The organism is Phytohabitans sp. LZ39, assembly GCF_059359075.1.
The window spans coordinates 73316-88625 of the sequence record NZ_JCADBM010000026.1; the positions used below are offsets into that span (position 1 = coordinate 73316).

A 15310-nucleotide genomic window follows, 5' to 3' on the forward strand; every position below is an offset into this window, starting at 1 on the left:
GTTACTCTCGGCGACGGAACCCTTGTTGCTTTCCCGGATCGCCGATCCGGGAACAGGCATTGTGGACAAACGTCGACCACTGCCTGGCACAAGCTCATCCCCCCGCCCCTTCTCGCCGGGCCGGTTGCGCGCAGGGATGAGCGTGACCAACGGCGGACGGGTGAGGCCGCGGGAGCAGCGGTCTGGACCACGACGGACATCGCGGTAGCTCTGGTTCGCCTCGGAGCCGCACAGGCCGAGGCCACCTCGACCCCGCGAGAGCTTCGCGGGGCCGGGGGTGTGAGGGTTAGGAGCGGTAGCCGGCGGAGCGGTACTCGTCTTCGCGGTCTACCGAGTCGCGGCTGAAGTCCCAGCCGCCCGCGGACTCGCGGCCCGGGCGGCCGCCGACCGCGTACCCGCCGATCTCCTGCCCGCGACGCCAGCCGCGGAAGTAGCCGGTCGTGTGGGCGGCGATGCTCTGCGCGTCGCGGACGATGCGCAGCGGGCGCTCCTCGCGGGGCGGTAGGGCGGAGCCGGGCACCAGGTTGGCCTGGGGTACGCGGCGGGGCAGGCCCGAGGTGGTCTCGGCGCCCACGGACGGCGTGGCGGCCTGTGAGGCGGCGCGCCAGCCGGTGTCGGCGGACGAGGTCCAGTCGATCTGGTTTTCGTCCTCCGGGTGGCCGACGAACCACGCGGAGCGGGTCTGCGCGAAGATCAGCAGGTCGCCGTCGCCCTCTTCGGCCACTGGCACGGCGCTGCGCTCCACCGCGCGCCGGGAGCGGGCGGTGCGGGCACCGCGGTCGCTCGTCTCGGCGTCGACGAGGCGCAGGGACGGGGCGTCCAGCGCGGTCATGCCGGTGAGCGGGCGGTCGTCGAGCGCGCGGTCGGCCAGCGGTGGCGGCTCCACCAGGCGCAGCATCGGCGGCTCCTGGGGCAGGTCGTCCGCCTGCCACGGCGGCTTTACGCGGCCGTCCGTAGCGGCCTGCTGAGCGGGCCGGTCGAGCTCGCTGTAGCCCGAGTAGGGTTGGTCGCCGTTTGCCCGCTGGTGGGCCCCTCCGCGGGCCGCCGGCTCAGCGTCGAGACGCGATCGCGCCGCTGGCTCGGCGTCGAGACGGGACCGGGTCGCTGGCTCGGCGTCGAGACGGGACCGGGTCGCTGGCTCGGCGTCGAGACGGGACCGCGCCGCTGGCTCGGCGTCGAGACGCGATCGGGTCGCCGGCTCCGCGTCGAGACGCGATCGCGCTGCCGGCTCGGCGTCGAGGCGGGACCGGGAGGCCAGCTCGGCGTCGAGGCGGGACGGGGCTGCCGGCTCGTCTCGGCGCGACCGGGTGGGCAGGTCGGCGTCGGAGCGGGACCGGGCCGCCGGCTCGTCGAGGCGGGACCGTGAGGGCTCGGTGTCCAAACGGGAGCGGTCGTTGTCGGACGAGTTGACCAAAGGCCAGGCGGCGCGGGAGCCGGGCTCGGGCGCGTGTCGCGGCAAGGGCACGCTCAAATCCGTAGCACCAAAACCACCGGGAGTGGGCGAGACACCCTGGTCGGGCGGCGGTGCGTCGTGCCGGGTGTTGGGGCGCGGCGGGATCGGCGTGGGGCGCTGGCGCTCGGCGCGCGCGTTGTTGATCGCGGCGGTGGTGAGCGTCGCGCGGAACGGCTCGCCGCTGTCGGCCGGCGCCAGACCACGCTGGCTAGGCACCACGGCGGCGGGCGCGATCGGCGTGATGCCGGGCGGCGGAGGCGGCGGCGCGGAGACGGGCCTGTTGCTCACCGGCTCGGGGTGGTGCGCCGGCTCCGGCGGGCGCGGCGGCTCGGGCCGGGAAAGCGGCATCGCGATCTGTGCGGTGTCGGCCATGCCGTTGCCATACACCGTCGGGGGCGCCGGCCGCGCGGGCGGCGCCGAGGAGCGGATCGGCAGCGGCGTGGGCGCGCTGATGGCCGCCGGGGCCATCGGGCGGCTCGCCGGGGGCGGCGCCACGGGCGGGCGCACGACCGGCTCGGCCGAGGCGGCCGGAGCGAGTGGCGGCGCGGAGGCCGGAGCGACCGGCGGCGCGGACGCCGGTGCCATCGGCGGGGCCGAGGCTGGCGCGGCCGCGGGGCGGGCGGGCGGCTCGGCGTGACGGCGGCCGGTGTCTCCACCGCGCGCGGCGGCGGGGCGGTTGACCGGCGGGGGCGCGACCGGCGGGCGGGTAACGGGCGCGGGCGCTACCGGCGGCGTGGTCAGCGCCTGCGGGATCGCGGGGGCGGCGCTCGCGGCGGCGGGCTCGGGGCGGGCCCGGCGGCCCACACGGGTCGGCGCGGGCTCCTCGGCCGGCGGGCGGACGGCGTGCAGGCCGGCGCCGGTCGGTGCGGCGGACTGGGCCGTGCCAGCCGTCGACCGGCGCAGCGTGCGGCGCGTGGCCGTCGTGGCCGGAGGGGCGGTCAGGCGGGCGCTCAGCGTCGAGATGAGGGCGTCGCAGCCGAGGTCACAGGCACGCACGGCGGCGACCGCCTGGCGCACGGTCTCGGAGATCGCCGGCACCAGCGCCTTGCTCGTGCTGCCGCGGCGCGGGGTCTCGGCGATGGCCACCCGCAGCGCCGTGATCTTTTCGGAGACCGTCTCGGCGTCGGCGATGCCCTCGGCGGCGAGCTGGCTGATCACGGCGTCGGTGGCGGAGGTGGACTCGCGCCCCCGGCCGGTGGCGGTGCCGTTGAGCAGGCTCGGCTCGGGCAGGGCATCGAGCACCGCGAGTGACACCGGCTCGGCCGGGTCGGGGTACGCGCGCAAGGCGGCCGGGTAGAGCTCGCGAAGCACCTCGCGCAGCGCGACAGCGGCGGAGAGCCGGCCGTTGCAGAGTGCGGCGTGTGCGGCGAGTACCGGCTTGTAGGCCAACAGGTCACGCGGGACGGGCAGGACGACCGCGGAGAGGGCACCGGCCTGGAGGGCGCGCGCGAGGCCGACCGCACGCCGCTCGGCGGCGGGAGACTCCATCTCCTCCACCGATTCGTCATCGGCGAAGCGCTCTGCGTAATCGTCGACCGCGTCGTCGTCGGCGATGGCGAGCGGGCGCCCGGCTGCGGTGAGGAGCGACGGGACCAGGTGATCGTCGCTGTCCGCGGCGATCGCCACCCCGGTCGGCCCGCTGGAACGCTCCACGAGCAGCGCGCCCAGCTGGGCATAACCCCCAGGGTCGTCGCTGACCTCGCAGACGTCGAGCAGTCGCCCCGCGTCATCGACGACAGCGACCGTCAAACGAGACTCGGCCGCCGACGCCAGACCGCAGTACACGCGCACGAGCGCCACGGCGTCGTCCTCCTCCCCGGACTTGAGCGTGTGCCAAGGACTGATGCTCCCTGGTGAGGGGTCAGTCGCGCCAGTCCACAGCGGCAGAGATCTTGCCGATAATCGTGCGCCAGCCGAGACTTGCCTGTTGTGCCCCGATTTTCTTGAGCCGCCGTCGACCCCGGAAGGCACCCAGACCACCACCCGCGGCGGAACGAAGTGCCTCGTCAAGGTCATCGAGGGGCGACCCGGGGGACAGGGCGGTAAGGACCGGCGTGAGGCGCAGGGCGTACGCCAGGTCGCGGGCCGCCTCGCCGGCCTCGATCAGCAGGTTGACGTCCCAGGTGTCGTGGCCACCACGCAGGTTTTCCACGACGAGATCCAGCTCGTACGAGTCTTCGTCGGACGGGGCCACGTGGCTCGGCTGGATCCGCTCGACCACCTCGGGCCACCCGTCGACCTGAGCGAGGTCGTTGGGCGCGCCGGAGCGCACGAAGGTCACCAGCGACTCGGGGCTCTTGAAGAGCAGCAGCCGCCCGCGGTGGCTGAGGAAGACCGGCACCTCCTCGGCCGCCGCCTCCTCTTCCTCGTCGTCGAACTCCTCGGCCGAGGGCTCCTCCGAATCTTCGTCGCGCGCGTGCTTGCCGCGGCGCGCGATCTCCTCGGTGTCGTCGTCCTCGTCGTCTTCGTCCGGGAAGTCGTCGTCGAGGATCACCACGGTGTCCTCGTCGTCTTCCGGCACGGCGTGCTTGGCCCTCGCCTCGAACGGGTCGTCGTCGTCACGGTCGCCGACCTCGGTGGGGGTCAGCGAGGTGGAGAGGCGGTATGCCCGGAGCGTGAAGCCCACGCCGGAAGGCAGCGCGATCTCGACGGGATCGATCTTCGTATCGGCCCACAAGGACGAGTCACCGACCGACGACTCTGGCTCGTCGCTGTCTTCTTCGAGCTCCTCGGCGAGATCCTCGTCGATCTCGAGGTCGGGCTCGGGCTTGTCGGCGTCCGGCCGGTTGGGCGACTGGCGGGCCACGCTGACCTCCGTGTGGGCTCAGGTCTGGCACCGGCCCGATGGCTGTCGGGTCGGCGACTCTGCGCACACAGTAGTAGCCCGTCCTGCGCGACGAACGCCCGCACCCCGTTGGAGAAGCCCGCGCAGATCGGTAGTCTTACTACCTATGAAGTCGCAGGCCCTGCACGGACACCTCGATGCGCTGCTGCTTTCCGTCCTGGAGGGCGGCGCGCTGCACGGCTACGCGATCATCGAGGCGCTCAAATCCCGCAGCGGCGGCACCCTCAACCTGCCCACCGGCACCATCTATCCCGCGCTGCGCCGGCTGGAGCGGGCCGGACACGTGGAGAGCGAGTGGAGCACGGTCAACGGCCGGGAGCGCCGCACCTACCGCCTCACCGACTCCGGCCATCGCGCGCTCGCCGGCGAGCGCGCCAGCTGGGAGGAGCTGAGCACGACGGTGGGCCGATTCCTGGGACCCACCACGACGGGACCGGCTACGACGTGACCGGTCGGCGGCGCGGCGCTGCGGTAACGCAGGTCACCGCCGACCTGACGAGCCAGCCGTACGCCGCCGCCACCACCAGCCCGCCCACGATCATCGGCGGCCAGGTGAGCGCCGTGTCCCAGAGCGACACCGACCAGAGGTAGATGACGGTGCTGGCAAGCCAGGTCAGGCCCACGATCGAAAGGGCGGCGAGCCCGATCGCCCGCACGGTGTGGCGCCCGGTCGGGCGGCCGCGCCGGGCGGCCCACGCCAGCCACAGGTAGACGGCCAGCGCCAGCCCGGCCCAGACGTACCCGAGGTGATCCTGCGCCCGCGAGATGAGCAGGTATCCCTCCGGTGGATGGGCGCCCGCGGCCGACCACGGCGAGCCGCGCCACATGAAGTCGGCCAGGGTGGCGAAGAGCGCCGGCACCAACACCATCGTCAGCGCCAGCCGCCGGGCCGCGCCGAGGCCCAGCTCCGCCTGGTACTCCGGGGCGAGCACGCGGACCTCGCCGAACTCGGCCACCGCGAGCCGCTCGGCCTCCGCGCGGGGCAGGCCCTCCTCCTGGTACGCCTCCGCCGCGTCCGCCAGGCCGTGCCGGGCCTCGCGGAGCATGTCGCCCTTGAGCCGGCCGGGTCCGGTGAGGGCACGGTCGAGCGCGCGGACGTACTCGTCGATGGGCGCGTGCATGGCCCCGAGCGTGCCACGCGCCGGCGGTACACGGCATCCGGGAGCGGCCCTAAGGGCCTATCCGGCGGCGAGGTAGCCGCGCTCGGCCACCTCTTGGGCGAGCCACTGGTCGCGGTACCAGCCGGGTGCCTCCACCAGCTCGGCATGGGTGCCCCGCGCCACCACCCGGCCGGCCTCCAGCACCAGCACCTCGTCCATGCCCTCGAGCCCGCGCAGCCGGTGGGTGACGAGCACCACCGCGCCGCGGGCCGCTGCGAGCACCCCGGCCAGCACCTCGTCGGCCGCCGCCGGGTCGAGCCCCTCGGTGGGCTCGTCGAGCAGGAGCACAGCCGGGTCGAGTAGCACCGCGCGGGCCAACGCCAGCCGCTGCCGCTGCCCGCCAGACAGCTGGCCGCCGTCCTCGCCGACGACCGTTTCCCAGCTCTCGGGCTGGTCCAGTACCCAATCGAGGAGGCCGGCCGCCGCGCAGGCCGCGGCCAGCTCGTCGTCGGTGGCGTCGGGGCGGCCGAGGAGCAGGTTTTCCCGCACGGTGGCGTGGAAGACGTACGCCTCGGCGAGCAGCCCACCCACCTCACGCGGCGACCCACCCCACTCGGCCAGCGCGGCCAGCAGCGTGCTCTTGCCCGCGCCGCTCGGCCCGACGACGCCGAGCCGGCGGCCGGGCGGAAGGTCGACACGGACCCCGTCGAGCGCCGCCGGCCCATCGGGGCGGTATCGCACGGTGATAGCTGAAATGTCCACAGAGGACGGCGCTGACGGCGGCGCCTCCACCAGCAGGGAGGAAACCCGTGCCAGTGGCGCCCGCAAGGCGACCCACTGCCGAGCCGCCGCGACAAGAGCCAGGCAGGTCTCGACCGCGGCGAGCGTGCCGACGGCCAGTACGCCGACGAGCACCCCGTCGACGTCCGCCCGCAGCGCGATCGCCGCCACCGCGCCCGCTGTGGCGCCGGAGACGAGCACACCTGCCGCGTCCACCGCCCAGCCGGCCGTGGCGAGCCGCCGCTCCAGCCGGGACAACTCGCCGGCCCGGCGCCGGGCCGCGTCGAGGGCGGTGCCGGTCGCGCCGTACGCGGCCAGGTCAGCCGCCCCGTGCGTCAGGTCGACCGCGTCGTTGGCGAGGGCGCCGCGCAGCGGTGCGACCTGCTCGGCGGTACGCCGGGTCAGTGCGGTGGCCGCCGCGGGCAGGGCGGCGCCGGCGACAAGCAGGCCCACCGCGAGCGCGGCCGCGGCGGCGGGAGAGATCAGGGCCGCCCCGCCGACCGCGAGCACGCCGACGGCGGCCGCCGCCGCACCGGGGACGAGCACCCGCAGCAGCAGGTCCTGCACCGCGTCTACATCGGACACCACGCGGCTGAGCGCGTCACCGGAGCGGGTGGGGCCGGGACGGGCGGCGAGCGTCGCGAAGACTCGCGCCCGAACGTCCGTGAGGATGCGCAGCACCGCGTCGTGACCGGTGAGCCGCTCGGTGTACCGGAGCACACCCCGCCCGATCGCGAGCGCGCGTACCGAGACGATCGCGACCGTGAGCGCGCTGATCGGCGGCTGGCCCGCGGCCGTCATCAGCAGCCAGGTGGCGGTCGCCATCAGCGCCACGCCGGCCGCCTCGGTGCCGGCGGCGAGCAGCCCCGCGCCGATCAGCCGGCCGAGGTAGGGGCGGGCGAGCCGCAGGACGGCGCTCATGCCGGCGCCTCCGCGAGCGCGACCACGTGCCCGTCCGTCACCCGGAGCACCCGGTCGGCCTCGGCCAGCAGCGCGGGGCGGTGGGCTACCATCAGCGCCGTGCGGCCGGCCACCAGCCGCCGGGTCGCCTCGAGCACGGCCGCCTCCGAGCCGCCGTCGAGCCGGGCGGTGGGCTCGTCGAGGAGCAGGATCGGCGCGTCGCGGATGAACGCCCGGGCCAGCGCCACCCGCTGCCGCTGCCCGCTGGACAGGCCGTGGCCGCGCTCGCCGAGCACCGTGTCGAGCCCGTCGGGCAGGGCCTCGACCACGTCGTCCAGCGCGGCGACCTTGACTGCCATCCGCAGCGCTTCGTCGGAGGCGTCGGGCGCGCCGAGCCGGATGTTTCCGGCGAGCGAGGCGGCGAAGAGGTGGGCCCGCTGCGGCACCCACGCCAGCCGCCTCCGCCAGGCGTCGAGGTCGAGGGTGGCCAGGTCGACGCCGTCGATCAGGACCCGCCCGGCGGTCGGCCGTACGAAGCCGAGCAGCAGCCCCAGCAGGGTGCTCTTGCCGGCGCCGCTCGGCCCGATGATCGCCACCCGCTCGCCGGCCCGGATGGTCAGCGAGACGTCCCGCAGGGCGACCGTCCGGTCGTACTCGACCGTGACCGACTCCAGCCGGATCTCCCGCACCGGACCGGGCGCGACCCCGGCGGTCGCCGGAGACTCCACAGTGGAGAGGGACAGTGCCGCGTCGAGCGCGGTCAGCCCTTCCACGCTCGCGTGGAAGCGGGCGCCGGCCGCGCGCAGCGGCAGGTAGGCCTCCGGGGCGAGCAGCAGCACCAGCAGCGCCGTCTCCAGCCCCACGCCGCCCTCCAGCAGCCGCAGGCCGATCGGCACCGCGACGAGCGCCACCGAGAGCGTGGCGACGAGCTCCAGCACCATGCCGGAGAGGAACGCGATCCGCAGCGTCCGCATCGTCGCCGTGCGGTGCTCGTCGGCCATCCGGCGGACCACCTCGACCTGCGCCCGCTCCCGCCCGAACGCGCGCAGCGTGGCAAGCCCCGCCACCATGTCGAGGAAGTGGCCGCCCAGCATCGACAGCCGCCGCCACTGGCGCTTGGTCGCCGCCTCGGTCTGCCAACCCAGCAGCGCCCCGAAGATCGGGATGAGCGGCAGCGTCACCGCCACGATCAGCGCGGAGCTCCAGTCGGCGAAGACCATCCGCCCGAGCACCGCGACCGGCACGGTCACGCCGAGCACGAGCTGCGGCAGGTAGCCGGTGAAGTACGCGTCGAGCGCGTCGAGCCCGCGCCCGGCCAGGGTGGCGATCTCGCCGGCCCGCTGCCCGGCCACCCACTGCGGGCCGCGCCGCCCCACCGCACCGAGCAGCTCGCCGCGCAGCGCCGCCTTGACCGTGGCCGCCGCGCGGGCCGCGACGACGCCCTGCCCCCACACCACGCCCGCCCGCGCGGCCACCGCCACCACGAACCCGGCCAGCGCCGCCCGGTCCAACCGCCCGCCCGCCGCCGCGGCAAGGAGCGCCGCCAGCGTCGTGGCCTGGGCGATCACGACCACCGCGGCGGCCACGCCGAGGAGTGCGAGCGCGGCGAACTGACGCCGGGTCGCGGGGACCCGGCGCAGCAGGCGTGGATCGAAGGGGCGGCGACTCACCAGTACACCGGCGCCCGGCCGTCGATCCGTCCGCGAAAGATCCACCAGGACATCACCTGGAAGCTTAATAAGGCCGGAACGAGTGGCACCGCGAGCCAGCTCAGCAGTCGCAGCGTGGGACCGCTCGCGGCGGCGTCGGCGACGGTCAGGCTGGCCGCCGGATCCACGGTGGAAACCAGCGCGTAGGGCCAGAGGGCAAGGCCGACCAGCGCCACCGGCACGACCAGCGCCACCGACGTGGCGGCGAAACCCACGCCCGGCCGCCCCCGGGCGAGCGCGCCGCCGGCGACCACCAGCGCCGCCACCAGCAGACACAGCAGTGGTACCGCCGCCGCCGGGCGCTGCACCGCGTCGCGTACCCGGGGAGAGAGAAGGCCCACGACCGTGGTGGCCGTGACCGCGGCGAGCGCCCACGGCGCTAGGCGGCGGCCGATGGTGGCGTGCCCGCCGCCGGGCAGCCGCAGCGCGAGGAACGCGGCGCCGTGCACCGCCACAAGAGTGAGCAGCGTCACTCCGGACGCCGCCGCGAACGGCGTGACGATGTGCCCCACCCCCTCGACGTGACCGTCTTCGTGCAGCGGCACGCCCTGGAGGAGCCCGCCGAGGACCGCGCCCCAACCCAGCGCGGCGAGCGCGCTGCCCCCGATGATGGCGCGGTCCCACGCCGTGCGGCCGTGTGCTGGCCGGCTGCGTAACTGCACCGCGGCGGTGACCACGAGCACGCCGGCCAGCGCCAGCACCACGGCCGGGTACAGGCCGGAGAGCAGCTCGCCCTCCAGCATCGGGAACGCTCCGAAGAGGATGCCGACCGCCGCCACCAGCCAGACCTCGTTGCCGAGGAAGAACGGGCCGAGCGCGGTGAGCACCGCCCGCCGATCTTCGCCGGTGCGGGCCCGGGCGAGTAGGAGGCCGGACCCGTAGTCGAAGCCGCCGAGCACGAAGTAGGCGGCGAAGAAGAGGCCGAGCAGGCCGTACCAGATGGTCGCCACGGTGTGCCTCCGTCAGGCCAGGACCGGCTCGGGCCGGTCGGCGGGTACGGGCAGCGGCTCGTCCGGCCGGCGGCCGAGTGCTGGGTCGGCCGTGCCGCGGTGCGCGACGCGGGCGAGCAGCACCCAGTCGGCGACCGCGAGCCCGAGCAGCAGCACGGTGAAGCCGACGAACGAGCTGAGCATCACCGCGCCGCTGGTGCCGGTGACCGCGTCTTCGGTGCGCAGCAGGCCGTACACGACGAAGGGCTGGCGGCCGATCTCCCGGAAGAGCCAGCCGAGGATCGCCGCCACGAACGGCAGCGGCGTGGCGACGAGCAGCAGGTAGAGCGGCACCTTCAGGCGGATGATCCAGTCGCGGTAGAAGAACGGGATGAACACCCAGATCCACATCAGCGCGAACGCGATGAGGATCATGAAGCCGAGCGCCGCGCTGGCGCCCACCGGGGGAAGGTAGTCAGCCGGGCTGCCACCGAAGCGGGCGGCGAAGTCGGCGGCGGCCGCGTTCTTGTCCGCCTCGTCGCCGAGTTTGGTCGGCTGGAGGCGGCCGAGGTAGCCGAACTGGGCGAAGCCGAAGCCCATCACCAGCGTGATGCCGATGCTGGCCGTGACGACGCCGATCCGCAGCGACTTGCGCCATGCCTCGTAGTCGGGGTTTCGGCGGATGAGCTGCCACGCCGCGATGCCGGCCACGAGGAAGCCGCCGGTCGTGAGCGCGGCCGACAGCACGTGGCCGAGCGCCATGCCGAACGTCTCGTTGCGCAGCAGCGCCCCGAAGTCGGTGAGGTGGGCGATGCGGTCGCGCTCCTCGTATCCGACCGGGTGCTGGAGCCACGAGTTGGCGACCAGGATCCAGAACGCCGAGGCGTACGCGGTGATCGCGACGCCGTAGAGGAGCGCGAGGTGCGCCCCGCGCCGCAGCCGGTGCCACCCGAAGATCCACATGCCGAGCAGCGTCGACTCGAGGAAGAACGCCACCAGCGTCTCGATCGCCAGCGGGGCGCCGAAGACGTTACCGACGTAGCGCGAGAGGCCGCTCCAGTTGAGCCCGAACTGGAACTCCATCACGATGCCGGTGGTGATGCCGAGCGCGTAGTTGACCAGGTAGAAGGTGCCCCAGAAGCGGGTGAGCCGCTCGTACACCGGCTTGCGGGTGACCAACCACGCGGTCTGGAAGTAGACCAGCAGCGTGACGAGACCGAGCGTGACGAGCACGAAGAGAAAGTGGATCGAGGTGGTGGTCGCGAACTGAAGGCGCGCGAGGAGCAGCGGGTCCATGGGCCCTCCCGGGTCGGCGGCTCTTCAGTCAGCCTACATGTAGGACGTCTACCTAATTCTACGACGTCCTGTAGTAGATGACTGTACAGTGCGGCCCAGCGCGGTGAGGGGCGCGGGTTATCCGACGAAGAGCGCGACGGTCGTGGCCACGAGGGTCGCCGTGACGCCGAGCGCGATCGCACCCCGCACGCGCGGCGGGCGACCGGCGGTGCGCAGCCGGCGCACCCGGGCGTCGAGGTGGCTGTCGGCGATGCTGAGCGTGATCGGCAGCGGGCGCGCGGCCCGGCTCTCCGCGATGCCGAGCGCGCCCGCCGGCGTCACCCGGGACGGCGCGGCGGCGAAGCGCAGGAGCGCCGCGGCCAGCGCATCGTCCATGTGGTGCCGCCGAGCCCGGTCGTCTGCCCGCATCTCGACGAGCAGCGCAACGGTGTCGCGCGCGGCCCGCACCCACGCCGCCCAGGGCAGCGCCCGGCACAGCGCCGTGAACGGCAGCAGCACCAAGTCGTGCCGCTCGTCGGCGTGTGCCCGCTCGTGCGTGAGCACGGCCGCGAGCTGGGCCCGGTCGAGCAGGCTGAGCGTGCCGGCGCTGACCACGACGGTCGGCCGCACACCCGGCAGGCAGTAGGCCGCGGCGCTCGGGTGGTCGAGCACCAGCGCGCCGGGAGCGGCCGGGTCGTCGCGGGCGACGAGCGTGAGCAGGTCACGGTGGCGGCGCTGCGCGCTCAGCGCGCGAAGTCCACAGATGACGGTCGTGCCGACCAGCACCCCGCCCACGCCGAACCCACCCGCGACCAGCGCCGCGTGCGCCAGCCCGAAGCCCGGCACCAGCTCACCCGAGGCGAGCCGCACGAGAGCGTCACCGACGCCGTCGTCGTAGGGCGCGAGACCGGCCGCCAGCGGCAGCCCGATGGCCGCCAGCCCGAGCGCGAGCCCCACCGCCTGCCAGCAGACGATCGCGACGCGCGGCGAATCGTATGTCCAGGTCGACCGCGTCAACACCTGGGCGGTGAGGTAGCACGCCAGCACGGCGACGGCGAAATGCACGGCGTACACCATGGCGGTCAGTCTTTCCTGTCCGCTTTGCCGTCCGCGGCTTCCTCGGCCAGGGCCGCCCGCAGCACCTCGGCCTCGGTGCCGCTCACGGAACGGGCGAAGCGCACCAGCGCCGCGTCGCGGCTGCTGGACAGGTCGAGGGCGTCGAGCATGAGCTGAGCGATATACGCCTCACGGCTCGCGGCCGGCCGGTAACTCCACGCCCGCCCGGCCCGCTCGCGCTCGACCATCTCCTTGCCGGCGAGCCGATCCAGCACGGTCATGACCGTCGTGTATGCCAGCTCGCGGTTGTGCAGGGCCTCGGCGACCTCCCGCACGGTCAACGGCGTGCCGCGATCCCACAGCACGTCCATCACCGCACGTTCCAACTCACCCAGCCGCATCACGCCATAGATGCTACCGGGCTTGTCTCGCGGCCCGCGATCATGAGGACAGCTCAGCCCAGACCGTCGCGCTCCAGCTCGGCAAGTGTGGCCCGCCGCCGCTCGACGTATTCACTCATGTCGGATGGCTTCTGTGCCAACTCGTACATGATTATCTGAGCGCCCCAGGGATCGCCCTCAATTGGCTCGGCCAACCAATACTATGGTATTCCTCGATCGGCATACCATGTGGGATTGCGATCTTTTTTATCGGAAGACGGAGACCGAACTTCGGCGATCAAGGCCAAAGCGGCCGGATCGTGCCATGCGGCATTCGGGTCGGTTGGTCGGTCGTGGAAGACGCCGACTTCTGCCACACGAGCGTCCTTGCGGGTGCGCAGCACGCCAACTTGGGTAAATGCAAATCGGCCAGCTCTTACAAATATGTCGCGTAGCGCGCTCTCAACGTGCTGATGCCACAGCCGGGCCGGAGACATGACATACAAATTACCATTGTGGACCTCGGCACGTACGCCCTGTGGGAGGTTCTCCAGGTCGTCAATTGTCCACTCGTCGGCGATTGGTATGAACTCGGTAATGGTCACCTCGCCTCCCTCCATATGCCGCCTCAGCTTACCGGCTAAATGCCCTTGGGGTGCCAGACGGTCTTGGTTTCGAGGAAGGCGGTCATCCTGCCGACGCCCGGGTCTGCGGTCCAGTCCACCGGGCCCGCCGGCGGGCGTACCACGCGCTTGAGGTTGTCGGCCGCGGCCTCCTCCAGCGAAGCCGCCAGCGCCCCCTCCCGGACCCCGGCCAGGTCGAGCGCGTTGACGTCCATGTGCGCGGCCAGCCAGGGCCCGGTCTCGGCCACCTTGCCGGTCAGGATGTTGACCACGCCGCCGGGCAGGTCGGAGGTGGCCAGCACCTCGGCCAGCGTGACCGCGGCGAGCGGGCGGCCCTCGGCGGCGAGCACCACCACCGTGTTGCCCGTGACGATGGCCGGTGCGACCACGCTCACCAGGCCGAGCAGCGGCGACTCCGGCGGGGCGACCACGCCGACCACGCCGGTGGGCTCGGGCGAGGAGAGGTTGAAGTACGGGCCGGCGACCGGGTTGGCGTTGCCGTACACCTGGGCGATCTTGTCGGACCAGCCGGCATACCAGACCCAGCGGTCGATCGCGGCGTCGACGTCCGCCTCGGTCTCGCCGAGCGCCACGAACTGGTCGCGCCGACCCTCCAGCATCTCCGCGGCCCGGTAGAGGATCTGCCCCCGGTTGTACGCCGTGGTGCCTGACCAGCCCTTCACCGCCGCGCGGGCGGCGACCACCGCGTCGCGCACGTCCTTGCGCGAGGCGAGTGCGACGTTGGAGTCCTGCACGAGATACGACCGCCCCGACTCGCTGCGTGGAAACTTTCCGCCGATGAAGAGCTTGTACGTCTTGCGGACCGCCAGGCGACTAGACGTCAAGGTAGGCCTCCAACCCGTGCCGGCCGCCCTCGCGACCGTAGCCGGACTCCTTGTACCCGCCGAACGGCGACGCCGGGTCGAACTTGTTGAACGTGTTGGCCCACACCACGCCGGCGCGCAGCCGGTCGGCCATCCACAGGATCCGCGAGCCCTTGTCGGTCCAGACGCCGGCGGAGAGACCGTACGGTGTGTTGTTGGCCTTTTCGACCGCCTCGGCCGGGGTGCGGAAGGTGAGCACCGACAGCACCGGCCCGAAGATCTCCTCGCGGGCGATGCGGTGTGCCTGGGTGACGCCCGTGAAGATCGTCGGGGCGAACCAGAACCCTCGATCCGGCAGCTCGCACGGCGGCGACCACCGCTCAGCGCCCTCCTCGGAGCCGATCTCCGAGAGCGTGCGGATGCGCTCCAGCTGGGCGGCCGAGTTGATGGCGCCGATGTCGGTGTTCTTGTCGAGCGGGTCGCCGACGCGCAGCAGCGCCATCCGCCGCTTGAGCGAGGCGAGCACCTCGTCGTACACCGACTCCTGGATCAGCAGCCGCGAGCCGGCGCAGCACACATGCCCCTGGTTGAAGAAGATGCCGTTGACGATGCCCTCGACGGCCTGGTCGATCGGGGCGTCCTCGAAGACGATGTTGGCGGCCTTGCCACCGAGCTCCAGCGTGACCTTCTTGCGGGTGCCGGCCACCGCGCGCGCGATCGCCCGCCCCACGTCGGTGGAGCCGGTGAACGCGACCTTGTCGACGCCCGGGTGCGAGACGAGCGCGTGGCCGGTCTCGCCGGCGCCGGTCACGATGTTGACCACGCCGGGCGGCAGCTCCGCCTCCTGGCAGATCTCCGCGAACACGAGCGCGGTCAGCGGCGTGGTCTCGGCCGGCTTGAGCACGACCGTATTGCCGCAGGCCAGCGCGGGCGCGATCTTCCACGCGAGCATGAGCAGCGGGAAGTTCCACGGGATGACCTGCCCGGCCACACCGACAGGGCGGGGGTCGGTGCCGAAGCCGGCATACCCCAGCTTGTCGGCCCACCCGGCGTAGTAGAAGAAGTGCGCGGCGACCAGCGGCACGTCGACGTCGCGCGACTCGCGGATCGGCTTGCCGTTGTCGAGCGACTCCAGCACCGCCAGCTCGCGGCCGCGCTCCTGGATGATGCGGGCGATCCGGAAGAGGTACTTGGCGCGCTCGCGGCCGGGCATCCTCGACCAGACGTTCTCGTACGCCGCGCGGGCCGCGCGCACCGCACTATCCACTTCGGACTCAGTCGCCCAGGCGACCTCGGCGAGCACCTCTTCGTTGGCCGGGTTGACGGTCTTGTTGCGCACTTCGCCGTCGACCCACTTGCCGTTGACGAACAAGCCGTACGACGGCTTGATGTCTACAATGGAGCGTGACTCGGGCGCGGGAGCGTATTCGAACATC

The 15310-nt window shown here is 73.2% G+C and carries 14 protein-coding genes; 1 reads left to right on the forward strand and 13 read right to left on the reverse strand.

Annotated elements, in window-relative coordinates; all coding sequences use genetic code 11:
- Positions 1 to 286 precede the first annotated feature (286 nt).
- Together AC5L36_RS37345 and AC5L36_RS37350 are read right to left on the reverse strand one after the other, a co-directional pair.
- A complete protein-coding gene (locus tag AC5L36_RS37345; RefSeq protein WP_441222140.1) occupies positions 287 to 3253 on the reverse strand; it encodes a transposase in 2967 nt (988 codons plus the stop codon).
- A 61-nt stretch (positions 3254 to 3314) separates the two neighbouring features.
- Entirely contained in the window at positions 3315 to 4259 is a 945-nt protein-coding gene (locus AC5L36_RS37350) for a SatS C-terminal domain-containing protein (protein ID WP_441222142.1), read from the reverse strand.
- A 145-nt stretch (positions 4260 to 4404) separates the two neighbouring features.
- Here AC5L36_RS37350 and AC5L36_RS37355 point away from each other — a divergent pair, with 145 nt between their 5' ends.
- Positions 4405 to 4746: a PadR family transcriptional regulator gene (locus AC5L36_RS37355; protein ID WP_441222144.1), complete on the forward strand. Its 342-nt coding sequence runs from the start codon at positions 4405 to 4407 to the stop codon at positions 4744 to 4746.
- On the opposite strand, the gene AC5L36_RS37360 is transcribed toward AC5L36_RS37355, so the two are convergent.
- From AC5L36_RS37360 to AC5L36_RS37410, 11 genes are all read right to left on the reverse strand, one after another.
- Positions 4736 to 5419, reverse strand: a complete 684-nt coding sequence (locus tag AC5L36_RS37360; RefSeq protein ID WP_441222146.1) for a permease prefix domain 1-containing protein — start codon at positions 5417 to 5419, stop codon at positions 4736 to 4738. The genes AC5L36_RS37355 and AC5L36_RS37360 overlap by 11 nt on opposite strands.
- A 57-nt stretch (positions 5420 to 5476) precedes the next feature.
- Complete coding sequence (gene cydC / locus AC5L36_RS37365) at positions 5477 to 7099, reverse strand: thiol reductant ABC exporter subunit CydC (protein ID WP_441222148.1); 1623 nt, start codon at positions 7097 to 7099, stop codon at positions 5477 to 5479.
- Positions 7096 to 8748, reverse strand: a complete 1653-nt coding sequence (gene cydD, locus AC5L36_RS37370) for a thiol reductant ABC exporter subunit CydD (RefSeq protein WP_441222150.1) — start codon at positions 8746 to 8748, stop codon at positions 7096 to 7098. Before cydD ends, cydC begins: the two co-directional genes overlap by 4 nt.
- Positions 8745 to 9737, reverse strand: coding sequence for a cytochrome d ubiquinol oxidase subunit II (locus AC5L36_RS37375; RefSeq protein ID WP_441222152.1), 993 nt, complete (start codon positions 9735 to 9737; stop codon positions 8745 to 8747). The genes cydD and AC5L36_RS37375 overlap by 4 nt, the downstream gene beginning before the upstream one ends.
- A 12-nt stretch (positions 9738 to 9749) precedes the next feature.
- Positions 9750 to 11012, reverse strand: a complete 1263-nt coding sequence (locus AC5L36_RS37380) for a cytochrome ubiquinol oxidase subunit I (RefSeq protein ID WP_441222154.1) — start codon at positions 11010 to 11012, stop codon at positions 9750 to 9752.
- A 117-nt stretch (positions 11013 to 11129) separates the two neighbouring features.
- Positions 11130 to 12068: a M56 family metallopeptidase gene (locus AC5L36_RS37385; RefSeq protein WP_441222156.1), complete on the reverse strand. Its 939-nt coding sequence runs from the start codon at positions 12066 to 12068 to the stop codon at positions 11130 to 11132.
- 5 nt (positions 12069 to 12073) lie between these two features.
- On the reverse strand, positions 12074 to 12451 hold the full coding sequence (locus AC5L36_RS37390; RefSeq protein WP_441222158.1) for a BlaI/MecI/CopY family transcriptional regulator: 378 nt from the start codon (positions 12449 to 12451) through the stop codon (positions 12074 to 12076).
- 50 nt (positions 12452 to 12501) lie between these two features.
- Positions 12502 to 12642, reverse strand: a complete 141-nt coding sequence (locus AC5L36_RS37395) for a hypothetical protein (protein ID WP_441222160.1) — start codon at positions 12640 to 12642, stop codon at positions 12502 to 12504.
- A 6-nt stretch (positions 12643 to 12648) separates the two neighbouring features.
- On the reverse strand, positions 12649 to 13032 hold the full coding sequence (locus AC5L36_RS37400) for a Uma2 family endonuclease (protein WP_441222162.1): 384 nt from the start codon (positions 13030 to 13032) through the stop codon (positions 12649 to 12651).
- A 35-nt stretch (positions 13033 to 13067) separates the two neighbouring features.
- The gene (locus AC5L36_RS37405; protein ID WP_441222164.1) at positions 13068 to 13895 is read right to left on the reverse strand and encodes an aldehyde dehydrogenase family protein; all 828 of its coding nucleotides are present in this window, start codon (positions 13893 to 13895) and stop codon (positions 13068 to 13070) included.
- Positions 13885 to 15309: an aldehyde dehydrogenase family protein gene (locus tag AC5L36_RS37410; protein ID WP_441222166.1), complete on the reverse strand. Its 1425-nt coding sequence runs from the start codon at positions 15307 to 15309 to the stop codon at positions 13885 to 13887. The genes AC5L36_RS37405 and AC5L36_RS37410 overlap by 11 nt, the downstream gene beginning before the upstream one ends.
- Position 15310: the final 1 nt, after the last annotated feature.